Genomic DNA, 23,966 nt, shown 5'->3' on the forward strand with positions numbered 1-23,966 from the left:
TGAGGTGGTCAGTTTGCCGCGGAATAGGTGGTCAGCTTAAACCGAAATCAGATGGTCAATTTCAGCGAAATCTCCACCCTTATCCTCACAAACAGGATGACCATCATATTTATCCAAAATCTCCAAAGCTGTAGGAAGCAAGGGAATATGTGCGGCAACGGAAGTCTTTTCTCTTTTCGTGATGATCCACTTATGACCATCAGCTCCAATTCGAATATGCGAGGGAGACAACTTCTGCACGTCGATAAAGGATAATCCAGTAAAGCAGCAAAAAAGAAACACATCCCTGACCTGCTCGATACGCGGATTGGCAATCTCCTTCGCGTAGAGCAACGAAAGCTCGCTTTCTGACAGCTTGACCCTCTCGACCTTTTGCAACCTGTTCTTATGCCCTTCAAATGGATTGAAGACAATCCATTTTTTGGCTAGGCATTCCCGCATGATCTTACTCAAACATTTGAGATGCTTGATCGCAGAATTATTGGCACAACCACACTTGCTTCGCAGATAAAAATCAAAGTCAGTGATAAAGCTATATTCTATTTTCCTGATATCAATATCTGAAAATCTATAGGTGGTACGCATAAATGCTACCAAATGCTTTTCCGTCGTCTTGTATTTGGTAAGCGTACCCTTAGTGAAACCATTTCCAATCAGGGCCTCAAGCTTATCATTATGCTCGCCAAAGACTTCCATTAGTTTCTTGGTCTCGGTTTTCACGCCCAAGAACATATTTCGGATTGCTTCCGCAGTAACCTCACTTTCCGAACGCAACAGTTTCAGGTGGATATCCTCGATCTTGATCCTAAGGGTATCGATATAATTGTTCAGGGTTTTAACGGCCTCGTCCCGTCCGTTCATTTTTCCAAGGATCCTGTTCCATTTCAAGGGTTCACAGTCCCTCCCTATAGAAAGTTCCTTAGGCGGTCCAGCGACCGTAATACGCATGTAGATGGGCTGAGGGCCGGATAAATAATTTTTTGGCTTCTTCAGATAGAAGAGCAGGCTCAAGCTAGTGTCCATAATCACTCAATTAAAGATTAAACAAATTTAGCTTTGATGGCCATTATGGTCAAGATGTTCAATAAGCAAACTAGCTGTCAATCAACAAACTAGCACCTTTCCAGTGAGTCATGTTGTACAAGAGCATGAACTCACGAATTACTCACTGGAAATATGGGAATTCGTGGATGTTTTGGATTGTCTAGAAAACAAAAAACCCTGTTTTCTTTAGAAAAACAGGGTTTTGTAAATTTTGCTACTCTAAGTAGCGGTCCGGAGTGGGCTGAAGCACTATCGCAATTTTTCCTCTAGTTCAGCCATATCCCTGCCAACTTTAGCATCTAGTACCTTCGCATAATGCTGTGTAGTTTTCAGATCTCTATGCCCAAGCATCTTCGAAACAGTCTCAATGGGTACATTGTTGTTCAGTGTTACCGTTGTCGCAAAAGTGTGCCTAGCAATGTGAAATGTAAGTGTTTTCTTAATGCCGCAGTGATCCGCAATCTCCTTTAAATAACTATTCATTTTCTGGTTGCTCAATACAGGAAGAACCATGCCTTTCAACCTGCAGCTTGGGTGATCCTCATACTTTTCCATCAATTTTTTTGGTATAGCTAACAGCGGTACGTTGGATGCGATTTCATTCTTTTCCCGATTGGTAAAAATCCAAAGCTTGCCATCGTTACCTTTTTTGATTTCTGAGCGTGTCAGCTTCTTCACATCAGCATAGGATAGACCCGTGTAACAGCTGAACAGAAAGATATCCTTTACCCGATCCAGTCTTTCAATCCCGAATTCTTTATCAGCAATACGAGACAATTCATCCTTTGACAGAAACTCTTTGTCCTTCGCCTTCGCTTTATTCTTGTAGAAAACGAAAGGATTGTATTCTATCCAGCGATGAGCAAGAGACAAGTTGACAATCTTTCTGAAATGCTTCATGTATTTCGCCACTGATATTTCACTAATTGCCTTTTCGGTACGCAGAAAGAATTCATAGCCGGTGATAAAAGCATGGTCAATTTTTCTGATATCAATGTCCGTTGTCTTGTGATCCTTTACTAGATAAGCTGTAAGGTGGATTACCGAAGATTTATACCCCTTTAATGTATTTGCCTTAAATCCTTTTCCAATCAATGTTTCCATTTTATGATTGTGGTCTGCAAATATCTCCATCAGAAATTTTGGCTTTTCTTCTTTGCCGAGATATTTGTTCATGATGGTTTCGGCGGTAATTTCCATTCCCATCTTTTTGAGGTGGGTGTGGATCTGTTCCACTTTTCTGTCAATGGCATCCAAATAGCTGTTCAACGTACGTGCAGGTTCGGATGTTCCTTTAGCGCGGTTTACGCTAGAAATCCAGCCTTTTGGCTCACACATTCTGCCAACGGACGCTTCTTTTGCAATACTGTTGTTAACTGTAATACGCATATAAACAGCTTTAGCACCGCCTTTGTAATACTTTGGTTTCTTCAAAAAAAAGTGAAGAGAATAATTTTGACTCATAATCTAGTCGTTTTAAGGTGAAACAAAACTAGCAATGCGGTCAAACGTAATCAAGATGTCCAAATACTGGACCTGTTGTAAATCAGTTGTTTATCCCCTTTTCAGTGAGTACCTATTTTGGTTAGAGGTACTCACTGAATGACTCACTGATTTTATGAGAATTCTTGAACCTTTTATCATGCCCATAAAACAAAAAAGGCCGTAAATCTTGAATTTACAGCCTTTTGAACGTTTTGATATTGAAATCTGTAGCCCGTAGGGGAATCGAACCCCTGTTTCCAGAATGAAAATCTGGCGTCCTAACCCCTAGACGAACGGGCCATTTTAACGATCTTTTGACCGAATGGTCTGCAAAGGTAGGAGTTTCAGTTTATTTTGTCAATAGTAATATTGATTTTGCACAGAAAGTTTTTTAACGCCATAAGAAATTTAGAATAAGAACAATCTTCTCCGTACAGTTGTTTATTAGCTATGAAAAGTACAAAAGAAAAAATAGAAGAAATTAATAAGCTTTTTGTAGACGGAGATATGGAGCGCTTTATGGATTACCTAACAGATGATGTGGTATGGGAAATGTATACTTCATCTGGCAATATGGTAATGAACGGAAAAAGTGAAGTAGAAAATATGGATGGCAGTGATATGCCAGAGCATACTAGTTTCGAATTTAACAACGTTGTAATAGAGGGAGACATTGCTTCTGTGCAAGGAAAAAGTACGGGCAATGGAAAGGATGGAACCGAATACATAGGCTATTTCTGCGATGTTTACTATTTTAATGACGATAAAATTTCAAAAATAGTTTCCTATGTGATTGATAATAAAAGTCTAAAAACTAGTTAGAATAAAATTAATCTCACCTAAATCTTTAAAAATGAAAATTATTGAAACGGAAAATAGATGCGATTTATATAGGATGCTGTTCTTGTTAATATTAATAGCAACCATTATTTTCAGTATTAAGCAATAAATAAATCAACAAAATACCCTTTAGAAAAAATGTTTTTTAGCAGCTTTCAAAAAAAAGCTATTGTTCGAGTCGATTACTCTTTCAGGAGGATGGTATAAGCGTTGATGCTTTTGTTTGCACTCGTTATAAAATAGGTTGTAGGCTTCTTCCATCTGCGCTGTACTTCGTTCGCCATGATATTCGCATAAATATACGCGTGCTATTGGCTTGAAACTTTCCAGATAGTCTAGCAAGGTTACCCCGAAAAAAATCTGAAATGGTGTGGTATGAGTGCGCTTAAAGATATAGTCAAACCCACTTACAAAATGGATTTTGTTTAAATGCATCGAGAATAATCCTCCTTGCGGATAAATACCCAACATGATCGTTGGGTCTTGCAACAAGTCGGCAGCATAATTTAGTGATTCAATCATTTTTCTCGACTTTTTGTCGACTGAAAAGCAACCCACATATTTCAACATCGGAAATGCCTTTAATTGTGAATCGACCACCATTGCCCTCAATTGCTTTTTCAAGATGGTTCGACATAGCCGATGCAGAATTGCCCCATCATTAAAGCTGTAATGGTTCATTAACATCAAGCAAGAACGGTCTTGGTCTACTGACAACTCTCCAATAAATTTCACAGCAGAAAAATGACGTAAAACCCATCGCTCTCCAATTCCTCTAGCGATCCATTTCAAGAATTTATTAGACCTGTCTTTAATCATAAGCATCAACACTACTAGCACCGTAAAGCCTTAAATAAATGATTCGCTAATTCATGGCTTCGGAGCTATATAGGATAAAGATAGTTCTTTCCTGTAGTCTGCCAAAACGATCAACGATTATCTCCTTTACAACTGATATTTGTTTTACCATATTGGTTACAATATTTTCATCACTGTTGTTCAGCAGATATTTTTTCGCCATTTTCGCAACTATGCCTATCATACCATCAAACTATCGCTCTCCAGCATATCTTTTTAACGGACAATTACAGACCATTGCCCCCTTTTTTGGCGTAAAACGTGATAATGCGCTTTACAAAACTGAAAAGTTGGAATTGCCGGATAGGGATTTTCTGGAGCTTGATTGGGTTCGAGGTGGTAATCATAGACTTATGATGATCTGTCATGGGCTAGAAGGTAATTCGAGAAGTCATTATGTACAGCAAATGGCACAATACTTTAGTAGTTTGGGCTGGGATATCTTGGCTATGCATGCCCGGAGTTGTGGGCGAGAAATGAACCGTTTACCAGTGCTTTACCATGGTGGATCAACCAGCGACATCGCGGCAGTAACATCTGCATATGCCAACCAATACGATTCGCTAGTGCTGGTTGGGTTTTCGTTAGGTGCCAACATGTTACTAAATTTTGCTGCTAGGCATAGCACGCCACCTAACTTAAGGGCTATTGCTGCCTTTTCTGTGCCTTGTGATTTACGCAAGTCTGAGCAAAAAATTGATCGATTTATTAACCGCGTCTTCGCCCAAAAATTCTTGAGCAAACTAAAGAACAAAGTGCGAAAGCTGGAAATAAACCATCCCGGAATATTCGATGTGGATACTTTGGATCAAATTATATCTATTAGAGATTTCTCTGAAAATTTCACGGCCCCATTTTCTGGATTTAACTCACTAGATGATTTCTATTCATCAGGCAGCTGCTTAAATTCCCTATCAAAGATCTGCATCCCTACCTTAGTGGTGAATGCTCAAAATGATCCTTTTTTGTCCGATACTTCTTACCCCATAGGTGTAGCAAACACATCTGATTATATTTTTCTTGAAATGCCCAAAAGAGGCGGTCATACTGCATTTCCAATTTCTGTTTCGGAGTCATGGATGCCAAATAGATTGGAAAAATTCCTGGATGAAGAGTTGGGTATAGCTTGTAGATTTCGTCAGAAGTAACCACCACCTTTCCTCGTATGAGCGAACCACTTGTTCTTATCTTGTTGATAAAGTGATTATCGAGCATAAAAAAAGGGGAAAAGTTCTCTTTTAAGAACCTTTCCCCTCTTGTAGTCCATAGGGGAATCGAACCCCTGTTTCCAGAATGAAAATCTGGCGTCCTCACCCCTAGACGAATGGACCATTTTCAATCTACTATGTAGATCTACTTGGGTAGCGGGGACACGACTCGAACGTGCGACCTTCGGGTTATGAGCCCGACGAGCTACCAACTGCTCCACCCCGCACTCTAAACAATTCGTTTTTTCTTTGGTTAAATCCTTAACACTGTTTCCGAATTGGAATGCAAAGATATAATTCGTTTCTTTGTAACGCAAATTTTTTTTAAAAAATATTTTATGGCACACAAAGCAGGTTTCGTTAGTATTATTGGAAAGCCTAATGTTGGCAAGTCTACATTGATGAATGCATTAGTAGGAGAAAAGCTCTCTATCATCACTCCAAAGGCACAAACTACCCGCCACCGTATATTGGGCATCGTAAATGAAGAGGATTTTCAGATCGTATTTTCTGATACGCCAGGGGTAATTAAACCGAAATATGGTTTGCAAGATTCGATGATGACAGCAGTAGGTGGAGCCCTACAAGATGCAGATTTGATCTTTTTTGTGACAGATATTCACGAGCGCCATGATGAAAATGATGTGCTCGAAAAAATAGTGAACACTAAAATTCCTGTAATAGTTCTAATTAATAAAGTAGATAATGCCAAACAGGAAGAAGTGTTGGAGAAGACAAAATATTGGCAAGAGAAATTAAATCCGATGCAAGTTTTTGCTATTTCTGCATTGCACGGATATAACTTAGCAGGTTTACTGCCTTTAATTTTAGATGTTATACCAGAACATCCAGCTTATTATGATAAAGAAGACTTAACTGATAGACATGTTCGTTTCTTTGCTTCAGAAATTATTCGCGAGAAAATCTTCAATAACTATCAAAAGGAAATTCCTTACAGTACCGAAGTAATTATTACCGCTTTTAAGGAAGAAGATAACATTACGAGAATTAGTGCAGAGATTATTGTTGAACGCGACTCTCAAAAAAATATCCTGATAGGAAAAGGCGGCGCAAGCTTAAAGAAAGTTGGAATGGAAGCTCGTAAAGACATCGAGAAATTTATTGATGGCAAAGTATTCCTAGAAACTTTCGTGAAAGTAATTCCTGATTGGAGAAGCAAGAAAAATTATTTAAAGAATTTCGGTTACGACGGTTAAGCATCTGCTAAATAACTGAAGCACACATTCTAGTTCATTGCCCTTTAATCAAAAAATAAAGCGTACCTTTGCGAGTTCAAACCCAAGTATGGGTGCACCTGTTTACGGTTTTAAGTTTTTTGGCAATGGCAATCAAATCTAAAATCGTAATTCAAAAATCGTATTTCACATGAGTAACATAATAGCCATAGTAGGTAGACCAAACGTAGGCAAATCAACACTTTTTAACCGCTTAACCGAAAGTCGTAAGGCTATTGTAGATGATTTTAGTGGTGTAACCAGAGATAGACATTACGGTAAAGCCGAGTGGACCGATAAAGAATTTACGGTAATTGATACAGGTGGTTACGTTGCAAATTCAGAAGATTTGTTTGAAGTTGCTATTCGCGAGCAAGTAGTAATTGCCATAGAAGAAGCTACTGTAATCATATTCATGGTTGATGTTACCACTGGTATCACCGATTTAGATGATGAAATTGCAAATTTACTGCGTAAAGGTAAAAAACCTGTTTTCGTAGTTGTAAATAAGGTTGATAACACGGCGCTAGAAAACGAAGCATCTGTATTTTACAGCTTCGGTTTAGGTGAAATCTATACCATTTCTTCTATGACAGGTTCTGGAACTGGAGATTTGTTGGATGATGTAGTTAAGAACTTCGAAGACGTTGTTGAAGAAGAAAACACATTGCCTAAAATTACCATTGTAGGTAGACCAAACGTAGGTAAATCTTCGCTAATAAACGCTTTAATTGGTAAAGACAGAAACATTGTAACGCCAATTGCAGGTACTACAAGAGATTCGATCCATATTCATTACAACCAATTTGGTCACGAATTTATGTTTATCGATACTGCTGGTTTGCGTAAAAAAACCAAGGTAAAAGAGAACATTGAGTTTTATTCGGTAATGCGTACCATTAAAGCCTTAGAAGATTCTGACGTTGTAATTTTAATGCTAGATGCTCAGGAAGGTTTAGAATCGCAGGATATCAATATCTTCCACTTGGCAGAGAAAAATAAAAAGGGTGTAGTCATTTTAGTGAATAAGTGGGATTTGATCGAAAAGAACGACAAAACCATGAAAGCTTTCGAAGAGCAGATTAAGCACAAATTACAGCCATTTACAGATGTGCCAATTCTTTTCGTATCTGTACTGAACAAACAACGTATTTTCAAAGCCATTGAAACTGCGCTAGAGGTTCAAAAAAACAGAGGAAAGAAAATACCAACTTCTAAGCTGAACGACGTGTTATTGCCAATTATCGAGGCTTTTCCGCCGCCTGCACTTAAAGGTAAGTTTATCAAGATCAAGTATATTACCCAAATTAATGGTGTGGCGCCAATGTTTGCATTTTTCTGTAACCTGCCGCAGTATATTAAAGATCCATATAAGCGTTTCTTAGAAAATAAACTCCGTGAAAATTTCGATTTTTCTGGAGTGCCAATTCAAATTTTCTTCAGACAGAAGTAGATTTACCGTCATTGCGAGGAGGTACGACGAAGCAATCTCTATCTATCTTGTTAGAAAAGTAGAAAAGCAATTTCATTGCTAATTTGCTACATCAGCCCTGCTGTATGCTCTAATATTTTTGTTGATAACTCCTGTCATCCTGAGCTTTTCGAAGGGTTTTTCATGGCTACAGATGCTTCGTAAACTCAGCATGACAAGCCGATGTATGGTGGCTCAACAAAAATATATCCGCTGCCATCAGGTTTATTTTACTCAGGCCTTTACTACTATGAGGGGTTTTCCTTTGCGCAAGCCTAAGTTAACTAGCCCTTATTGCAGCGGCATCTTCAAACGAGCTTGAAATAAAGCGAAAAAAAGGACTGACACAAATATTACTACTGCAGCTTCGCTTCAAAAAAATAACTTTACTAATTTTACGCTATGCAAAATTCTATCCAAGTCCTCAACAGTCTGCCAAACGATATCGATATCATTTTTGAGTTTTATGATATGGCGATTGAACACCAAAAGAAGGTTTCGCCTAAGCAATGGCAGGGTTTTGATAGAGAATTGGTAAAGGAAGAAATTGCCGATGGTAGACAATATAAAATCTTGGTAGATGGAAAGGTTGCAGCAATTTTTGCAGTAACTTATAGCGATCCGCAAATTTGGTTGGGTAAAGATGACGAAGCTGCGGTGTACATCCATCGTATTGTTACCCATCCAGACTATCGTGGCTATGGCTTTGTGAAGATAATTATAGATTGGGCAAAAGAATACAGTAAAACCAAGCCGCTAGATTATATACGCATGGATACTTGGGCAGATAATGAGCGCTTGTTGAAATACTATACCAGTTGTGGTTTTAACCACGTTGGCGGAATTAAGATAGCGCCTAACAGCGGCTTGCCTAAGCACTACGAAGGAATAACTTTGAACTTGTTTGAGATAAAAATTTAAGGTTAACTGTTTGAACTGGTTAATCGGTTAACTGAACATTGCCAATTGCCTACGCTCTCGTATCGTTGCCGAAATAGATGCTTTGGTAGCTGTCGTAGCGAGAAGGTTCAATTTCTCCTTCTTCTACAGCTTTAACAACGGCGCAACCAGGCTCGTTAATATGCCTGCAGTTGTTAAATCGGCATTGGTTAAGCCTTTCTCTCATTTCCACAAAAAAGTGGCTCAGCTCTTCTTTTTCGATGTCAACAATACCCAGTTCTCTAATGCCAGGTGTGTCTACCAAATAACCGCCAAAAGGTAAATGGTGCATTTCGGCAAAAGTTGTAGTATGCTGACCTTTGTCGCTCCATTCGCTTACCTCGCCAGTTTTTAATTCGAAATCTGGGAGAATTGCGTTAATTAGGCTGGATTTTCCTACACCAGAGTGGCCGGAAAACAAAGTAGTTTTATCTTTAAGCAGTGCTTCAATTTGTGGAATATTGGTGCCTTCCAAAGCGGAAACTTCGTAACAAGGGTAGCCAATATTTTCGTAGATAGATTTATAATCTGCTAATATTTCCAAACCATCTTCACTGTATAAATCTAGTTTGTTAAATACCAATGAAGTTGGAATATCATAAGCTTCGGCAACCACCAAAAATCGGTCGATAAAACCCAAAGAGGTGCGGGGAGAAGCTAGTGTTACTATAAGGAAAGCCTGATCTAAATTGGCTGCAATAATTTGCGATTGCTTGCTCAGGTTAATCGACTTGCGGATAATGTAGTTTTTGCGATCGTGCAACTTGTCTATTACACCAGTATCTGCATTGGGTTCCAATTCAAAATTTACTTGGTCGCCCACAGCAATAGGGTTGGTAGTTTGTATGCCCTTAATTCTAAATTTGCCTTTAATTCGGCATGAATAGGTGTTGCCATCTTCGGCAAATACTTGGTACCAACTTCCTGTAGATTTAATGACTAAGCCCTGCATATTCTGGGTAAAGGTAACTAAAAGTTGAAAGTGAAAAGTAAAAAGTTCAAAGTAGTATTGCCTTTTACTATACGCTATTCTCTCCCTCTTAGGGAGAGATGCCCAAAGGGCAGAGAGGGGATAAATAAAAATGCCTCAACAATTTGTCGAGGCATCTTCTAAAATTCTATTACTTCTTAATCCGCGAAATCGAAAGTTTCCATAAACTTAGTGGTAAAATTACCAGCTCTAAAGTTAGGGTCTTTCATTAATTTCAAATGGAATGGAATTGTTGTTTTAATGCCTTCAATTACGAATTCGCTTAAAGCACGTTCCATTGTACAAATTGCCTCTTCTCTAGTTTGTGCAACACAAATCAGCTTTGCAATCATCGAATCGTAGTTAGGTGGAATTTGATAACCTGCATAAACGTGTGTATCTACACGTACACCATGACCACCTGGTGAATGGAAATTAGTAATTTTTCCCGGTGAAGGACGGAAGTTATTGAACGGATCTTCTGCATTGATACGGCACTCGATAGCGTGCATATCTGGTGTATAGTTTTTGCCAGAAATTGGAATACCTGCAGCTACTTTAATCTGTTCTTTAATCAAATCAAAGTTAATTACTTCTTCGGTAACCGGGTGCTCTACTTGGATACGAGTATTCATTTCCATGAAGTAGAAATTACGGTGTTTGTCTACCAAGAACTCTACTGTTCCAGCGCCTTCGTAGTTAACTGCTAAGGCACCTTTAATAGCAGCTTCGCCCATTTGCTGACGTAATTCCTCAGTCATGAAAGGAGAAGGAGCCTCTTCTACTAATTTTTGGTGACGACGTTGAATCGAACAATCTCTTTCTGATAAGTGACAAGCCTTGCCAAACTGATCACCAATGATTTGGATTTCAATGTGACGTGGATCTTCGATGTATTTCTCTAAATAAAGACCATCGTTACCAAAAGCAGCACCAGATTCCTGACGGGCACTGTCCCAAGCATTTTCGAATTCTTCATCTTTCCAAACTACACGCATACCACGGCCACCACCGCCAGCAGTAGCTTTTAATATTACTGGATAGCCCATTTCGTTGGCCATTACAATGCCATCTTTTACGCTTTCCAATAAGCCTTCAGAGCCTGGAATAGTTGGTACACCGGCTTTTTTCATCGTTTCTTTGGCCGATGATTTATCGCCCATGTCGTTGATTTGCTCTGGTGTAGCACCAATAAATTTAATCCCGTAATCGCGGCAAACTGAAGAAAATTTAGCATTTTCTGACAAGAAACCGTAACCTGGGTGTATCGCATCTGCATTAGTTAATTCAGCTGCAGATATAATGTTTGGGATACTTAAATAAGAGTCTTTGCTTGGTGGCGGGCCAATACATACAGCCTCATCAGCAAAACGTACGTGTAAGCTTTCTCTATCAGCTGTAGAGTAAACCGCCACGGTTTTAATACCCATCTCCTTACAGGTACGGATAATACGCAAAGCGATTTCGCCCCTGTTGGCAATTAATATTTTTTTAAACATAGCTTTGATTTTTTGATTTCACCGATTTTTTGATTTCACCGATTAATCTGTGTAATCTTTAAATCTGTGTAATCAAGTACAATTACATAGGTTCAACTAAGAATAACGGTTGGTCGTACTCTACTGGCGACGCATTGTCTACCAAGATTTTAACGATACGGCCAGAAACTTCGCTTTCAATTTCGTTGAATAATTTCATTGCTTCGATGATACATACTACTTTGCCAGTACCTATTTCATCACCAACGTTTACAAACGAAGGTTTTTCAGGGCTAGCAGAGCGGTAAAAAGTACCGATCATTGGAGATTTTATCGTAATATATTTAGATGTGTCTTCTGTAGCTGAAGCCGCCGCTGGTGCTGCAGGCGCTGCTGTTGTAGCAGGTGCCGCCGCTGGTGCTACCGGAGCCGCTGCAACTGGTGCTGGCGCAGGTACTGCTGCATTTACATAAACTGGATTTTGGTTAGTTTTGATGGTAATTTTGAAGTTTTCTTGTTCCAACGAAACTTCATTTACTCCCGACCGAGAAACAAATTTTATAAGTTCCTGAATTTGTTTAATATCCATTCTCTTTTGGTTATGTTAAATAATTGTTGTGTCTTGTTTGAATTAGCGAAGGTAAGGATTTTTTCTGCTTGTTCAATGGTTCATAAGTTCACTTGTTCATTGGCTCATTTATATAGGCTCCTAGCCAAATGAACTAATAAACTAATGAGCAAATTAACTATTATAAGCCCATTTAAGATAAACAGAACCCCAGGTAAAACCACCTCCAAAAGCAGCAATGATAATGTTGTCGCCTTTTTTGAGATCTTTTTCCCACTCCCATAAACAAAGTGGAATGGTACCATTGGTTGTATTTCCGTAACGTTCTATGTTTACCATTACCTTTTCGCTGCTAACACCCATTCTAGAGGCAGTAGCGTCTATAATACGTTTATTAGCTTGATGAGGAACTAACCAAGCCACATCGTCAGCAGAAAGACTATTTCTCTCCATGATTTCTGCAGCTACATCTGCCATGTTGGTTACCGCAAATTTAAATACGGTTTGCCCTTCTTGATAGGCGAAATGTTCTTTGGCATCAATACTCTCGTGCGTAGCAGGTCTAACAGAACCACCCGCTTTCATACCTAAATATTTTCCGCCAGAACCATCACTCCTTAAAATCGAATCTTGTACACCCAAGCCTTCCTCGTTTGGTTCTAATAATGCGCAACCACATCCATCACCAAAAATGATACAAGTGGCACGGTCTTCATAGTTTATGATTGATGACATTTTATCGCCACCAACTACCAGTACTTTTTTGTGTTTGCCCGATTCGATGAATTGTGCACCTGTAGTTAAACCGAACACAAAACCAGAACAAGCAGCTTGTAGGTCGTAACCCCAAGCATTTACCGCACCAATTTTATCGGCAAGTACATTTGCAGTGGCTGGGAAAGTAAAATCTGGGGTAGTAGTACAAAAAATGATAAGGTCAATCTCTTTAGCGTCAATTCCCCTTTTCTTTAAAAGGCCATTTACGGCTGGTACAGCCATGTCTGACGTGCCTAAGCCTTCGCCTTTTAGTATTCTTCGCTCTTTAATACCCGTTCTGGTAGTAATCCATTCGTCGTTAGTATCAACGATTGTTTCTAGTTCCTTGTTGGTTAACACATAATCAGGAACGTAACCATTAACTGCGGTAATAGCAGCGTGAATTTTACTCATTTTCTTTGTTAGTTTATTGTTGGAATGCGGCTTGTATTTTTCCGACCAATCCAGTATTAATCATGTCCCTAGATTGGAAGATCATATTCTTCACAGCTTCTGGGCTCGATATGCCGTGTCCAATTAAAACTGGCGCATTTACCCCTAAAACAGGGCTTCCACCATAGTTTTCATAATTGAAACGGTCAAAAAATTCATCTTTCAATCCTTTTTTAATGGTCAATACGTAGAAAGATTCTGCCAATTTCAGCATAATATTTCCAGTAGAACCATCGCAAACAATTACATCAGCTTTATCATTGAACAAATCTCTACCTTCTACGTTTCCCACAAAATTGAAAGTTGCTTTTTCTTTCATCAAACGGTGACTAGCTAAAGTAAGCATATTGCCTTTTTCATCTTCTTCTCCAATGTTCATTAAAGCAACTTTTGGGTTGTTTATCTGCATAATGTGCTCTGCGTACAAACTGCCTAAAACGCCAAACTCCAGTAAATTGTCTGGTTTGCAATCTGCATTGGCGCCAACGTCTAGAAGCAAGCCAACACCGCCCTTTAATTTAGGTACAATAGTGCATAAGCAAGGTCTAGAAATGCCTGCAATTGGCTTTACGCTAAAAACAGCACCTACCAACATAGCGCCAGAATTACCTGCGCTGGCAAATGAATCTATCTTGCCTTCCTTCAATAATTGGAAGCCTACAGAAATGCTAGAATTTGGTTTTTGAAGAATTGCTTTCGTTGCATGTTCGCCCATACCAATAACTTCCTCGGTATGTACATATTCGAAGTGATCCGGGTTGAATCCTTGCTCAGAAAGAAGAGGTTTAATCTGCTGTGTATCGCCAATTAACACCAAGTGCTCATTAGCAGACAGTGATTGATGGGCAGCTATTGCTCCCAAAACAATTGCTTTGGGAGCATAGTCTCCACCCATAATATCGAGACCTATTTTCATAGTAAAAAATCTTTTGTGTTAAAGCCAAAGGCTCTGTTTCTATTAGGCTAAGTTAATCTTAAACTAACGGAAAACACAAAAATTTTTCAGAAAATTAACCTATCGAAGTGTTTTCTATTACTAATTTACCGTTGTAGTAAAGGTTACCATCAACGTTGTAAGCTGTATGAGGTACGTGTATCGCACCAGTAGTTTGGCAAGTAGTTAATGAAGGAGCTACAGCTTTGTAGTGAGTTCTTCTTTTATCTCTTCTTTGTTTAGAAACCTTGCGTTTTGGATGTGCCATTGCTTGATTTTTTTAATTGCTATTTTAATTTTTTTAAAGCTTCCCAGCGTGGGTCGCTACTTTGTTCTTCTTCTTCGTTGTCGCTGCCTGCCGACAGTTTTTCTAATGTGCTAAGCATTTGCTCGTCACAATTTTGTCCTGCTTGCTCGCACTTGTTAATAAAAGGTACTGCAACGGTAATGAATTCATAAATCAATTCAGAAACGTCAATTGCGGTTTCCTTTCTAGGTAATACGATGATTTCCAAATCTTCGGGTTCATCTTCATCTACCTCTTCAGCAAATTTCACAATCTGCCTCTCATTCAGTTCAATCTGCTGGTCAAAATCAGATAAACATGTGTCGCAGTTTAATTTTATCGTTCCATCAATATGGATACCTAAAATCAACATAGTTTCTTGTTTATCTAGTTCAACTACGGCTTTAAGCGTTCCATCTTTTACCAATGAGTGCTCAAACGCATCAAAAAAGCTTTTATCGATCTCAAAATCGAAAGAGTGCTTTCCCAATTTTAAACCTGTAAAGGGGATAGAAAATTGTTTTAATGCTTTCAATTGTAACTAAATTTTAGCCTGCAAAGGTATGAATTATTTTTTGATATGAAAATATTTTTAGAAAAATGAGGAATGGATTTTTTACATCATATAAAGTTGGATAATGATTTGAAAAACAATGTTAGTGTATTTTGGCAAAACCAGCCCTTCTTTCCGCTTTACTGCGCTCGTTGCACTTCGCTGCGTGTTCGCTTCAATAAGGTTTAAGTAACAAAATTATGAGTCCTTGGCAAAGAAAGACCTGCACAGATTAAATAAATCATTCTGCCATTAAACCATACAGACATTAGCTTGTCCATACGTCAATTAACAAGCCAAACAAAAATGAAAATATTAATAGTTATTGTTTTATTATGCACTGCAAGTTTTGGTGCTAAAGCCCAACATCCAAAAGTTCCGGATACTGCAGGTTATCGTATTATCAAAGACAATCAAAAAACATTTCCCAAGTTTCATCAACTTTTTCACCAGCTGTTGGAAAATGATACTTTGCTCAAACAAATCGTTTTCATTAACCAAAAGGCAAAAGGACCAGGCTTTGCCCATCCAAACGGAACTGTAACTTTAAACCTAGATTACTTCGTTAATAAGAAGCCCCGTTTCGATGATGACCGTTTGGTTGTTGTGCTTTACCATGAAATTGGGCATCTGCATTATTTTAATGCTACACCAAAAGGCAAAAGAAACCCTGAAGACAGTGAGAAAGCCGCGTTCGAGTATTCGTTACAAAGAACGAAGGAAATGGCGGTCAACAAAGACTGCCTGCCCTTAAAAGCCGGTTTGCATTTTATGTTACAGCGTAGTAAAAGCGATGAGGTAGGCGATCCGCATGTGCGAGCTTTAAAGCGTATGGTAAATGAACCTTTGTATGCCGAGTATGTAGCTTATCAGAAAGAGAAGTGTAAGTAAACTGTAGCTTTAGCCTTGCAAGCCGATGCTGAAATAAATTCAGCATGACGGCAAACCTATATAAAATTCAGCGACTACTATGTTGGTTGCTAGTAAAGTGCTTAATATTAAAACTAATTCGCATCATCCTTAATATCGCCAGCAGTTTCAATGATTTTACCGCCGCTTCTTAGCTGATTACGTAGCAAACCTTCTTGTTCTCTACGGTTTTTTACAATGTGGATAGCTGAGAAAAGCGCCTCCATAAAAGAAGTTGGATCTGCTTGGTTTTTACCAGCAATGCCGTAACCCGTGCCATGATCTGGAGAAGTGCGTACAAATTTTAAACCAGCGGTGTAATTTACACCAGTTTCAAAAGCAATGGTTTTAAAAGGAATTAAGCCTTGATCGTGGTACATCGCTAAAACAGCATCGAACTGTTTGTAGGTGCCATTTCCAAAAAAGCCATCAGCAGAATACGGACCAAAACTGATGATACCTTTGTCGAAAGCTTCTTGAATTGCCGGAGAGATAATCTCAGCTTCTTCGTTGCCCAATAAACCATTGTCGCTAGCATGTGGATTTAAACCCAACACTGCAATTTTTGGTTTTTCAATCCAAAAATCCTTTTTCAAGCTCTCGTTAATCAATTGTAGTTTTTTAACGATTTTCTCTTTGGTAATGCTTTTTGCTACTTCCGTTACGGGGATATGACCAGTTACTACACCAACACGCAATGTATCACTTACCAAGAACATCAGCACATCGTTGCTACCGCTTCTTTCTTGCAAATATTCTGTATGTCCCGGGAATTTAAAATCTGCAGACTGGATATTGTTTTTGTTAATTGGGGCAGTTACCAAAGCATCAATAGCTCCACGAACTAGATCGTCGGTAGCTTTTTGCAACGAAATAAAAGCGTATTTGCCACCTGTTTCGTTGGCCTCACCTAATTCAATTTTAACATCTTCTTCCCAGCAGTTAATCATATTTGGCTTATGTGCTGCCGCAGCTTCTGCATTTGGGATTACATTGAACGTGAAATCGCTAAGATGTAAAGCCTTGCGATGAAAAGACGCAACTTTAGTGTGTCCGTAAACAATTGGAGTGCAGTAATCTAAAATCTTGCTTTCGGCAAGTGTTTTTAAAATTACCTCTAAACCAATACCATTTACGTCGCCTATACTAATGCCTATCTTAACTTTGTTGCTCATGTTGATGTTTAAAATTTAGCGCAAAATAAGGATTATTAAGTTTAACCACAAAGACACGAAGAACACAAAGTGTTTATTGATAAATAAATTGAGCTTTTATATGGCCAATCGTAATTCGTAAATCTAAAATCGTAATTCATAAAAACGTACCTTTGCCACATGAGTTTAGTTAAAGCGAAGAAACATTTAGGACAACATTTTCTAACGGATAAAAACATTGCACAGCGAATTGTGGATGGTTTGATCCATACCGATAAATACAACCAAGTATTAGAGGTTGGTCCGGGAATGGGAATTTTGTCTGATATTTTGCTGCAACGCGAAGATTTAGAAACTTTTCTCATTGATATTGACGTTGAATCTTTTCATTTCTTGAAAGAAAAATATCCCCAACTGGGTGATAGGCTAATTAATGGTGATTTTTTAAAGTTAAACTTCGCCGATATCTTTCCTGGAAAGTTCGCTGTGATTGGTAATTTCCCCTACAATATTTCATCACAGATTTTGTTCAAGATTTTAGAAAACCGCCAAAATATTGTAGAGATGGTTGGTATGTTTCAGAAAGAAGTTGCAGAACGTTGTGCTTCTAAACCTGGTACTAAGGAGTATGGTATTTTAAGTGTGTTTATCCAAGCTTACTACAATATCGAGTATTTGTTTACGGTAAAACCTGGAACTTTTAATCCTCCACCAAAGGTTAATTCTGGCGTTATTCGCTTAACTAGAAACGAAGTTGAAGAACTAGATTGCGATGAAAAGCTGTTCTGGAGGGTGGTTAAGGCAGGTTTTAACCAACGTAGAAAAACTTTAAGAAATGCACTTTCTGCAGTGGTGCCGAAAGATAGATTAGGCGAACATCCATTTTATGAAAAAAGGGCAGAAACCCTAAGTGTGCAAGATTTTGTGGAACTTACAAATTTTGTAGCAACAAGGTGATGCAACTATAACCGTTTTTTACACGTCTTCTAGGTATGAAGAAAATCTTATTAACCGCAATCCTTAGTTTGGCTGTCCTTTTTGTAAAGGCACAAGAGGAAAAAAATATCGCCGATTTAGACTTTTTATATCAAGCGATTAAACAAACGCCGTCTTATAAAGATCAGCTGAAAAGCGATAAAAGCTACGTCCAGTTTTACCAGACGATTAGAAAAGATTTAAAATCTGAAGATGATTTTGTGATTTATCAGCAGTTGTTGAAACTGATCTATCCTTTAAAAGACAATCATTTAAGTTTTTCTCGTAAATCAGATTCGACTTATAAATTTAATTACCTAAGACCCGCTTTAGATAAGAGCGAATTGGAAAGGAAGTATGCCAACACTGAACTGAACGATATTACAGGCTTTTATTCTTCTCCTAACGGGAAAACCAAAGTTGTAGTGTACGAGCAATCGCCAAACGTTTTTTATTTGCAGAATTTGAACACCAACGTCGTCGAAAGTATCTTACATCGCACCAGTTCGGATAGTTTTGATGTTATTCGCTTTTTAAATCCACCTGTACCTTACGTATTGTACAGAAATGTGAGATTTAGAAACGGCAGGATAGATGATTTAGGATACATCAAGACACAAAAAACTCCGTATAACGAACTAGTAAAGGGCAGCGAGAATTTTGAGTATAAAAAACTAGAAGAGGGAGTTGATTATTTGAGGCTGAGTAATTTCTCTGCAAGACCTGCCAACATAAAGAAAGCTACTGAGTTCTTCAATGAAACAAAGCCATTAATTACAGCGCAGCATTTAATTGTTGATGTTAGAAATAACGGTGGCGGAGGTTATAAAACATCTAAACAGTTCATCAATTTCTTGAAGAGTTATAAAGGTCATGTTTATATTCTTCAGAACGGTTTTAGTGTTAGTAACGCCGAACAATTTCTAATTAACCTAAAAGGTAGAAAGAATATCACAACCCTAGGAGAAACCACTAAAGGAACTGTTACTTATGGTAGTAATTATGGCAAAAAAATAGATTTGCCTAGCGGCAGGTTTGTTTTCTCACCAACAGATATGAATGGTTTAGCCAAAGAGCTGGTTTACGAAAGTAAAGGTGTTGATCCAGATGTTGCGCTAGATGTTTTTAAAGGTGATTGGATTACACAAGCTCTGGAATACATTAAAAAGAAACCTTAAAAGCATGAGCAAAAAGATATTAATAGTTGACGATTTACATCTCATTTTTAAAGAAAGGGCAGAAGCTTTAGGTTACCAAGTTGATGACAGACCTGAGATTACCAGAGCAGAAACTTTGGCTATGGTTAAGGATTATGAGGGCATTGCGGTACGTACCAAATTTAGGATAGATAAAGAAATTTTTGATGTTGCTCCGAAATTAAAGTTTGTAGCCAGAGCTGGTGCTGGCTTGGATAATATCGATATCGACATTGCAAAGGAAAAAGGTATTGCGCTTTTGGCAGCTAATGAAGGTAATATGGATGCAGTAGGTGAACATGCTGTTGGTTTACTGTTATCGTTAATGAATAATTTTCGCAAAGCGGATGTAGAAATTAGAAACGGTATTTGGGATAGGGAAGCAAACCGTGGCTACGAGTTGACAGGCAAGACAGTTGGTATTATCGGTTATGGTTTTATGGGCCAGAGTTTTGCTCGTAAACTTTCGGGGTTTGGCGTGAACGTAATTGCCTACGATAAATATAAAACGGGCTTTAGCGATGATTTTGCTAGGGAAGTAAGTATGGAAGAAATTGTGAAGCATAGTGATGTGCTCAGCTTACATATTCCTTTAACCAAAGAAACCAAGCAAATGGTGGATGATGAATATTTCTTTCATTTCAAGAGACCTATTTTCTTTATCAATACTGCTCGTGGTGAAATTGTAAGTGTAAAAGCAGTGCTGAATAATATTGCTAATGGCAGAATATTAGGTGCTGGATTAGATGTTTTGGAGGCCGAAAAATTTCCAGTGTTGGCAGAGCAAGATTGGTATGATTCGCTGAAAATCAATGAGAAAGTGATTTTAACTCCTCATGTGGCTGGCTGGACTTTCGATTCGTACCGTAAAATTTCTGAGGTTTTAGCTGATAAACTGGCTGAAATCAGCAGATAAATTTCTAAATTGCTGCTATAAACAAAACAATTTTAAGGCAAAAGATATGAATATGAGCCTAGTCTCATTCTGATAACTATCGGAGATCATATCTTATCCCGATAACTATTGGGACTAAATATCTAATTTATGGCAAAGCAACATATTTACGAAACCAATTTGGTTTGGACTGGTAACAAAGGTTCGGGTACGATGGACTACCGTTCTTACGATAGAGATTTTACAGTAGAAATTGATGGCAAGGAATCTCTTTCTGGCTCATCGGATTCTATTTTCTTGGGCGATAAATCGAAGTACAATCCAGAAGATATGATGTTGAGTTCTGTTTCTTCGTGCCACATGTTGTGGTATTTGCACCTGTGCTCTAAAAACGGAATTGTGGTAATTGAATATAAGGATAGAGCTAAAGGAACCATGACCGAAAATCCTGACGGAAGCGGTAAGTTTACCGAGATACTTTTACGTCCAGAAGTGGTAATTTCTAAGCCTGAAGATATTTCTTGGGCAAACTCTTTACATGCAGAAGCTAATAGAATGTGTTTTATAGCAAGTTCGCTGAACTTTCCGGTGAAGCATAAGGCAGTTTGTACTGCAATTGGTGGCTAGTGTTGCGCAGATAATTTGTGAAGTTGGAATTTATTTTAAGCTCCCTTGTCATGCTGAGTTTATGAAGCATCTATTTTTAAATTTTTCCTAAATTCCTTCGCTACGCTTTGGATGACAACTCTCTTATCATAAGGCGGTTTGTATGGTAATTATTGGGTAACCTAATTTCCCGCTGATGTTCGCAGATAAGAAACCGTAGATATTCGCTGATCTGCATCTTCTTTAATCTGCAGTAAAATCTGTGAGATCTGCGGGAAAAAAGGAGTTGCCTAAACTTGATTGAAACGGCGTACTTTTTTGTTCCGTCATTTCGAAGGAGGTACGACTGAGAAATCTGTTAGTTACAGCTACTAGTTTAAAGATTTCTCACTATCGTTCGAAATGACAATGAACCGAAAACAAAAAAGACAAAGTTGAAAGCAGGGCTATCGGGACCAATGGAATGCAGGTTTTGCTTTTCAAAAAAATGGACTAGTGATTTTGGTCACGGCCTTGCCAATTTGAGCTAAATTTTGAAGCATTTATTTGCTTTTTTGGTTTAAGGCTTATATCTTCGTTTTTACACAAAGCAAGACTATGTAGGGTAATTACCTATGTAGTCTTGTTTGTTTTTTATAGGATTAAAGAAAAGAAATAGCGCTATGGCAGAAATTACCTATTACACTAAAGAAGGATTAGATAAATTAAAGGAAGAACTACATCAGTTGAAGACTGAGGGTAGATCTTCGATAGCAAAAGCAATTGCAGAAGCTCGCGATAAAGGCGATTTATCTGAAAATGCAGAATATGATGCGGCGAAAGAGGCGCAAGGTTTACATGAAGCAAAAATTGCAAAATTAGAGACAGTTTTGGCTAATTCTAGATTGTTGGATGAGTCGAAATTGGATTTAACGAAAGTATTGGCGCTGTCTATCGTAAAAATTAAAAATATAAAAAACGGTGCTACGATGACCTATCAATTGGTGGCAGAAAGTGAAGCTGATTTAAAATCGGGAAAAATTTCTGTGAAATCTCCTATTGCCCAAGGCTTGTTGGGTAAATCTGTAGGTGATAAAACGGAAATTGAAGTGCCAGCAGGCAAAATTGAATTCGAAATTTTGGAAATTTCGCGTTAAGCGAATAGATGTTTGGCGTAGAGCGATAAACGCTTAATGCCAAACGTTTTTCTTATACCCCACATCATGAGCAGCATTTTCTCTAAAATAATAGCAGGTGATATTCCGGCGCATAAAGTAGCCGAAACGGATGAATTTCTGGCCTTTCTGGATATCAGTCCGTTGGTTTACGGACACGTTTTGGTAATACCTAAAAAAGAGGTTGACTATATTTTTGATATTGAAGATAAGTTGTACCAAGATTTGATGTTGTTTGCTAAAAAGGTAGCTGCTGGTATTAAAAAAGCTTATCCGTGTGATAGGGTAGGTGTGGCTGTAATTGGTTTGGAAGTGCCACATGCGCATGTGCATTTAATTCCAATTAACACCATGAACGATATGAACTTTGCCAATGCAAAATTGAAACTGAGCCAAGAGCAATTGGCTGAGGTTGCTGCGAAGATTAAGGCGCAGCTGTAGGTTTCTCTTATGTTATTTCGAGGGACGAGAAATCTATTCTTAGATTCCTAACTATGTTCGGAATGACAATCTAACCTTTTAATTTCTCGTTATTTTGATGCCTTTCCGCATCACGGATGGACTTTTTCTCCAAGTTTTTTACCAATGCTTCATCTAGGTTGATACCTGTTTGATTAGCCAAGCACATCAATACAAAAAGTACATCGGCCATTTCATCGGCTAAATTTATTTCTTCATCGCTTTTCTTAAAAGATTGTTCACCATATTTACGGGCCATGATACGGGCAACTTCGCCTACTTCTTCCATTAAAATGGCAGTATTGGTTAGTTCGTTAAAATAGCGGATACCAGTGGTGTTGATCCAGCGGTCTATGGTTTCTTGTGCTTCGGTAATGGTCATGAGCAAATATAATGATTGAATGAGTAAATGATTGAATAGTTCACAGTTTCCAGTTAAACAGCAATAAAGCAATTAAATAGTTAACCAATTCAAACAATTAACCAAAAATTAGTGAACCAACATCACCATCTCTATGGTTTGCAGCTTTTCAACAAAAGAAACGTAGCTTCCAAATATCAGTGTTGTTTTTAGAGACTGAGGTAGATAGCCAAAGAATTTCTTGAATGCAGTGGTAAAATGGGTAGCATGCTTATAGCCCACAATTTCAGAAATTTCGGTGATACGGTATTTTTCGCTTAGCAAGAGTTCTTTTGCTTTTTCCATTTTACAAGAAGTGATGTACCCAAAAACTGTATTTCCGAATAGCAATTTGAAGTGTTTTTTTAAGTACTGTTCATTGGTTCCAGCGGCTCTTGCCAAGGCAGAAATAGTTGGTGAATTACTGAGGTCGTTTTCGATTAGTTCTTTAACTACGATCATTTTTTCTACTTCCTGCGGTTTTAGTGCAGATGGGATAAGCTTTTCTTCCTCGTATTGCGCCAATTGGAGCGTAAGTAGTTCTATAATTTTTGCCTTAATGTAGAGTTGTTTTAAATGATCGCTAAACTCACATTGGTCTATTTCGTGTAAAACGCTTTTTAACCGAGGTCCCAAATACAGGTTTCTTGGAAATAATTTACCTAAAGCCACCAAATTATGAAGAGGAGCACTATAGTCGTTAGGGGTGTAACGATGGAAAAAATCTTCACTAAGGTAGATATGAATCAATTTGGCATCTTCATCATCTAAATTGATAGACCATTCGCCTGCCTTTAGTGATAGCACATTGTACTCTGCCTGCTTAAACAATATTGATTTTGGTTTTTCAATGTTTTTAATGCTAGCTTGCCCTTGAATGCAGTATTGCAGTAGCAGGGTATCTTGCTTTACAGCAATTACAATAGGATTTTTGCCATTTTCAGCTGTGGAAAATTCTTTCACCAAAAATTTATCGAGTGTTAGTTCAGTAGCCAATTGCTGCGATTGATGGCTTTGCTCGGTGATGGTCAACGTCGCTTTTGCTTGGGCTGCTTTTTCTTTTTGCGTTACTAAATTTTCGGATGCGGTCATATCTTAAAAAATGCTGGCGGCTATATTTGCCGCAATTTACGTTTATTT

General features: G+C 38.2%; 25 protein-coding genes and 3 tRNA genes. 12 read left to right on the plus strand and 16 right to left on the minus strand.

The window, feature by feature from the left end:
- Positions 1-36: 36 nt before the first annotated feature.
- The 3 genes from AC23ME_RS15220 to AC23ME_RS15230 form a co-directional block, all read right to left on the minus strand.
- Entirely contained in the window at positions 37-1,023 is a 987-nt protein-coding gene (locus tag AC23ME_RS15220; protein WP_487728633.1) for a phage integrase SAM-like domain-containing protein, read from the minus strand.
- A gap of 270 nt (positions 1,024-1,293) precedes the next feature.
- Entirely contained in the window at positions 1,294-2,508 is a 1,215-nt protein-coding gene (locus AC23ME_RS15225) for a site-specific integrase (RefSeq protein ID WP_487728634.1), read from the minus strand.
- A gap of 249 nt (positions 2,509-2,757) precedes the next feature.
- Positions 2,758-2,829: transfer RNA gene (locus AC23ME_RS15230), tRNA-Glu, on the minus strand.
- A gap of 150 nt (positions 2,830-2,979) precedes the next feature.
- On the opposite strand from AC23ME_RS15230, the gene AC23ME_RS15235 reads away from it, so the two are divergent.
- Complete coding sequence (locus AC23ME_RS15235; RefSeq protein WP_487728635.1) at positions 2,980-3,351, plus strand: nuclear transport factor 2 family protein; 372 nt, start codon at positions 2,980-2,982, stop codon at positions 3,349-3,351.
- Between the two features lie 147 nt (positions 3,352-3,498).
- On the opposite strand, the gene AC23ME_RS15240 is transcribed toward AC23ME_RS15235, so the two are convergent.
- Positions 3,499-4,194, minus strand: coding sequence for a 1-acyl-sn-glycerol-3-phosphate acyltransferase (locus tag AC23ME_RS15240; RefSeq protein ID WP_487728636.1), 696 nt, complete (start codon positions 4,192-4,194; stop codon positions 3,499-3,501).
- Positions 4,195-4,400: 206 nt separating this feature from the next.
- Between AC23ME_RS15240 and AC23ME_RS15245 the strand changes: the two genes are divergently transcribed.
- Positions 4,401-5,375, plus strand: coding sequence for a YheT family hydrolase (locus tag AC23ME_RS15245; protein WP_487728637.1), 975 nt, complete (start codon positions 4,401-4,403; stop codon positions 5,373-5,375).
- A 111-nt stretch (positions 5,376-5,486) separates the two neighbouring features.
- Here AC23ME_RS15245 and AC23ME_RS15250 read toward each other — a convergent pair.
- A tRNA-Glu gene (locus tag AC23ME_RS15250) sits at positions 5,487-5,558 on the minus strand.
- Positions 5,559-5,585: 27 nt separating this feature from the next.
- Positions 5,586-5,662, minus strand: a tRNA-Met gene (locus tag AC23ME_RS15255).
- 111 nt (positions 5,663-5,773) lie between these two features.
- Here AC23ME_RS15255 and era point away from each other — a divergent pair.
- The 3 genes from era to AC23ME_RS15270 all read left to right on the plus strand — a co-directional run bounded on the left by era (position 5,774) and on the right by AC23ME_RS15270 (position 9,062).
- Complete coding sequence (era, locus tag AC23ME_RS15260; RefSeq protein ID WP_487728638.1) at positions 5,774-6,652, plus strand: GTPase Era; 879 nt, start codon at positions 5,774-5,776, stop codon at positions 6,650-6,652.
- Positions 6,653-6,821: 169 nt separating this feature from the next.
- Positions 6,822-8,123 (plus strand): ribosome biogenesis GTPase Der, encoded by a 1,302-nt coding sequence (der, locus tag AC23ME_RS15265; protein ID WP_487728639.1) that lies wholly within the window; start codon positions 6,822-6,824, stop codon positions 8,121-8,123.
- A 420-nt stretch (positions 8,124-8,543) separates the two neighbouring features.
- Complete coding sequence (locus AC23ME_RS15270; protein WP_487728640.1) at positions 8,544-9,062, plus strand: GNAT family N-acetyltransferase; 519 nt, start codon at positions 8,544-8,546, stop codon at positions 9,060-9,062.
- 49 nt (positions 9,063-9,111) lie between these two features.
- Here the strand turns inward: AC23ME_RS15270 and rsgA are convergent, their stop codons facing one another.
- The 7 genes from rsgA to AC23ME_RS15305 all read right to left on the minus strand — a co-directional run bounded on the left by rsgA (position 9,112) and on the right by AC23ME_RS15305 (position 15,060).
- Positions 9,112-10,032, minus strand: coding sequence for a ribosome small subunit-dependent GTPase A (gene rsgA, locus AC23ME_RS15275; protein WP_487728641.1), 921 nt, complete (start codon positions 10,030-10,032; stop codon positions 9,112-9,114).
- Between the two features lie 176 nt (positions 10,033-10,208).
- The gene (gene accC / locus AC23ME_RS15280) at positions 10,209-11,549 is read right to left on the minus strand and encodes an acetyl-CoA carboxylase biotin carboxylase subunit (protein WP_487728642.1); all 1,341 of its coding nucleotides are present in this window, start codon (positions 11,547-11,549) and stop codon (positions 10,209-10,211) included.
- A gap of 82 nt (positions 11,550-11,631) precedes the next feature.
- Positions 11,632-12,117: an acetyl-CoA carboxylase biotin carboxyl carrier protein gene (gene accB / locus AC23ME_RS15285; RefSeq protein WP_487728643.1), complete on the minus strand. Its 486-nt coding sequence runs from the start codon at positions 12,115-12,117 to the stop codon at positions 11,632-11,634.
- 153 nt (positions 12,118-12,270) lie between these two features.
- A complete protein-coding gene (locus tag AC23ME_RS15290; RefSeq protein WP_487728644.1) occupies positions 12,271-13,266 on the minus strand; it encodes a beta-ketoacyl-ACP synthase III in 996 nt (331 codons plus the stop codon).
- Between the two features lie 13 nt (positions 13,267-13,279).
- Positions 13,280-14,221, minus strand: a complete 942-nt coding sequence (plsX, locus tag AC23ME_RS15295) for a phosphate acyltransferase PlsX (RefSeq protein WP_487728645.1) — start codon at positions 14,219-14,221, stop codon at positions 13,280-13,282.
- A gap of 94 nt (positions 14,222-14,315) precedes the next feature.
- Positions 14,316-14,507: a 50S ribosomal protein L32 gene (gene rpmF, locus AC23ME_RS15300; protein ID WP_487728646.1), complete on the minus strand. Its 192-nt coding sequence runs from the start codon at positions 14,505-14,507 to the stop codon at positions 14,316-14,318.
- A gap of 19 nt (positions 14,508-14,526) precedes the next feature.
- Positions 14,527-15,060: a YceD family protein gene (locus AC23ME_RS15305; protein WP_487728647.1), complete on the minus strand. Its 534-nt coding sequence runs from the start codon at positions 15,058-15,060 to the stop codon at positions 14,527-14,529.
- 324 nt (positions 15,061-15,384) lie between these two features.
- Here AC23ME_RS15305 and AC23ME_RS15310 point away from each other — a divergent pair, with 324 nt between their 5' ends.
- The gene (locus AC23ME_RS15310) at positions 15,385-15,969 is read left to right on the plus strand and encodes a hypothetical protein (protein ID WP_487728648.1); all 585 of its coding nucleotides are present in this window, start codon (positions 15,385-15,387) and stop codon (positions 15,967-15,969) included.
- Positions 15,970-16,082: 113 nt separating this feature from the next.
- Here the strand turns inward: AC23ME_RS15310 and pdxA are convergent, their stop codons facing one another.
- Positions 16,083-17,162: a 4-hydroxythreonine-4-phosphate dehydrogenase PdxA gene (pdxA, locus tag AC23ME_RS15315; protein WP_487728649.1), complete on the minus strand. Its 1,080-nt coding sequence runs from the start codon at positions 17,160-17,162 to the stop codon at positions 16,083-16,085.
- A gap of 159 nt (positions 17,163-17,321) precedes the next feature.
- Between pdxA and rsmA the strand changes: the two genes are divergently transcribed.
- The 6 genes from rsmA to AC23ME_RS15345 all read left to right on the plus strand — a co-directional run bounded on the left by rsmA (position 17,322) and on the right by AC23ME_RS15345 (position 22,408).
- On the plus strand, positions 17,322-18,098 hold the full coding sequence (gene rsmA, locus AC23ME_RS15320) for a 16S rRNA (adenine(1518)-N(6)/adenine(1519)-N(6))-dimethyltransferase RsmA (RefSeq protein ID WP_487728650.1): 777 nt from the start codon (positions 17,322-17,324) through the stop codon (positions 18,096-18,098).
- A gap of 35 nt (positions 18,099-18,133) precedes the next feature.
- The gene (locus tag AC23ME_RS15325) at positions 18,134-19,294 is read left to right on the plus strand and encodes a S41 family peptidase (protein ID WP_487728651.1); all 1,161 of its coding nucleotides are present in this window, start codon (positions 18,134-18,136) and stop codon (positions 19,292-19,294) included.
- 4 nt (positions 19,295-19,298) lie between these two features.
- The gene (locus tag AC23ME_RS15330) at positions 19,299-20,228 is read left to right on the plus strand and encodes an NAD(P)-dependent oxidoreductase (protein WP_487728652.1); all 930 of its coding nucleotides are present in this window, start codon (positions 19,299-19,301) and stop codon (positions 20,226-20,228) included.
- A gap of 129 nt (positions 20,229-20,357) precedes the next feature.
- A complete protein-coding gene (locus AC23ME_RS15335; protein WP_487728653.1) occupies positions 20,358-20,834 on the plus strand; it encodes an OsmC family protein in 477 nt (158 codons plus the stop codon).
- A 641-nt stretch (positions 20,835-21,475) separates the two neighbouring features.
- Positions 21,476-21,949 carry a transcription elongation factor GreA gene (gene greA, locus AC23ME_RS15340; protein ID WP_487728654.1) on the plus strand — a complete coding sequence of 158 codons (474 nt, stop codon included), beginning with the start codon at positions 21,476-21,478 and terminating at the stop codon, positions 21,947-21,949.
- A 66-nt stretch (positions 21,950-22,015) separates the two neighbouring features.
- Positions 22,016-22,408 (plus strand): HIT family protein, encoded by a 393-nt coding sequence (locus tag AC23ME_RS15345; RefSeq protein WP_487728655.1) that lies wholly within the window; start codon positions 22,016-22,018, stop codon positions 22,406-22,408.
- A gap of 70 nt (positions 22,409-22,478) precedes the next feature.
- On the opposite strand, the gene AC23ME_RS15350 is transcribed toward AC23ME_RS15345, so the two are convergent.
- Positions 22,479-22,808: a nucleotide pyrophosphohydrolase gene (locus tag AC23ME_RS15350; RefSeq protein WP_487728656.1), complete on the minus strand. Its 330-nt coding sequence runs from the start codon at positions 22,806-22,808 to the stop codon at positions 22,479-22,481.
- Between the two features lie 108 nt (positions 22,809-22,916).
- Positions 22,917-23,918, minus strand: coding sequence for a helix-turn-helix domain-containing protein (locus AC23ME_RS15355; protein ID WP_487728657.1), 1,002 nt, complete (start codon positions 23,916-23,918; stop codon positions 22,917-22,919).
- Between the last annotated feature and the right edge of the window lie 48 nt (positions 23,919-23,966).

It is taken from the genome of Pedobacter sp. T50_32, assembly GCF_057652195.1.

Excerpts from the sequence above, each read along its gene's own strand:
- accB (WP_487728643.1), bottom strand. The coding sequence starts at position 12,117 with ATGGATATTAAACAAATTCAGGAACTTATAAAATTTGTTTCTCGGTCG.
- AC23ME_RS15270 (WP_487728640.1), top strand. The coding sequence starts at position 8,544 with ATGCAAAATTCTATCCAAGTCCTCAACAGTCTGCCAAACGATATCGAT.
- plsX (WP_487728645.1), bottom strand. The coding sequence starts at position 14,221 with ATGAAAATAGGTCTCGATATTATGGGTGGAGACTATGCTCCCAAAGCA.
- AC23ME_RS15240 (WP_487728636.1), bottom strand. The coding sequence starts at position 4,194 with ATGCTTATGATTAAAGACAGGTCTAATAAATTCTTGAAATGGATCGCT.
- AC23ME_RS15355 (WP_487728657.1), bottom strand. The coding sequence starts at position 23,918 with ATGACCGCATCCGAAAATTTAGTAACGCAAAAAGAAAAAGCAGCCCAA.
- AC23ME_RS15220 (WP_487728633.1), bottom strand. The coding sequence starts at position 1,023 with ATGGACACTAGCTTGAGCCTGCTCTTCTATCTGAAGAAGCCAAAAAAT.
- AC23ME_RS15290 (WP_487728644.1), bottom strand. The coding sequence starts at position 13,266 with ATGAGTAAAATTCACGCTGCTATTACCGCAGTTAATGGTTACGTTCCT.
- era (WP_487728638.1), top strand. The coding sequence starts at position 5,774 with ATGGCACACAAAGCAGGTTTCGTTAGTATTATTGGAAAGCCTAATGTT.
- AC23ME_RS15345 (WP_487728655.1), top strand. The coding sequence starts at position 22,016 with ATGAGCAGCATTTTCTCTAAAATAATAGCAGGTGATATTCCGGCGCAT.
- accC (WP_487728642.1), bottom strand. The coding sequence starts at position 11,549 with ATGTTTAAAAAAATATTAATTGCCAACAGGGGCGAAATCGCTTTGCGT.
- AC23ME_RS15245 (WP_487728637.1), top strand. The coding sequence starts at position 4,401 with ATGCCTATCATACCATCAAACTATCGCTCTCCAGCATATCTTTTTAAC.
- der (WP_487728639.1), top strand. The coding sequence starts at position 6,822 with ATGAGTAACATAATAGCCATAGTAGGTAGACCAAACGTAGGCAAATCA.
- rsmA (WP_487728650.1), top strand. The coding sequence starts at position 17,322 with ATGAGTTTAGTTAAAGCGAAGAAACATTTAGGACAACATTTTCTAACG.
- AC23ME_RS15330 (WP_487728652.1), top strand. The coding sequence starts at position 19,299 with ATGAGCAAAAAGATATTAATAGTTGACGATTTACATCTCATTTTTAAA.
- AC23ME_RS15325 (WP_487728651.1), top strand. The coding sequence starts at position 18,134 with ATGAAGAAAATCTTATTAACCGCAATCCTTAGTTTGGCTGTCCTTTTT.
- AC23ME_RS15310 (WP_487728648.1), top strand. The coding sequence starts at position 15,385 with ATGAAAATATTAATAGTTATTGTTTTATTATGCACTGCAAGTTTTGGT.
- AC23ME_RS15350 (WP_487728656.1), bottom strand. The coding sequence starts at position 22,808 with ATGACCATTACCGAAGCACAAGAAACCATAGACCGCTGGATCAACACC.
- rpmF (WP_487728646.1), bottom strand. The coding sequence starts at position 14,507 with ATGGCACATCCAAAACGCAAGGTTTCTAAACAAAGAAGAGATAAAAGA.
- AC23ME_RS15235 (WP_487728635.1), top strand. The coding sequence starts at position 2,980 with ATGAAAAGTACAAAAGAAAAAATAGAAGAAATTAATAAGCTTTTTGTA.
- pdxA (WP_487728649.1), bottom strand. The coding sequence starts at position 17,162 with ATGAGCAACAAAGTTAAGATAGGCATTAGTATAGGCGACGTAAATGGT.
- AC23ME_RS15225 (WP_487728634.1), bottom strand. The coding sequence starts at position 2,508 with ATGAGTCAAAATTATTCTCTTCACTTTTTTTTGAAGAAACCAAAGTAT.
- greA (WP_487728654.1), top strand. The coding sequence starts at position 21,476 with ATGGCAGAAATTACCTATTACACTAAAGAAGGATTAGATAAATTAAAG.
- rsgA (WP_487728641.1), bottom strand. The coding sequence starts at position 10,032 with ATGCAGGGCTTAGTCATTAAATCTACAGGAAGTTGGTACCAAGTATTT.
- AC23ME_RS15335 (WP_487728653.1), top strand. The coding sequence starts at position 20,358 with ATGGCAAAGCAACATATTTACGAAACCAATTTGGTTTGGACTGGTAAC.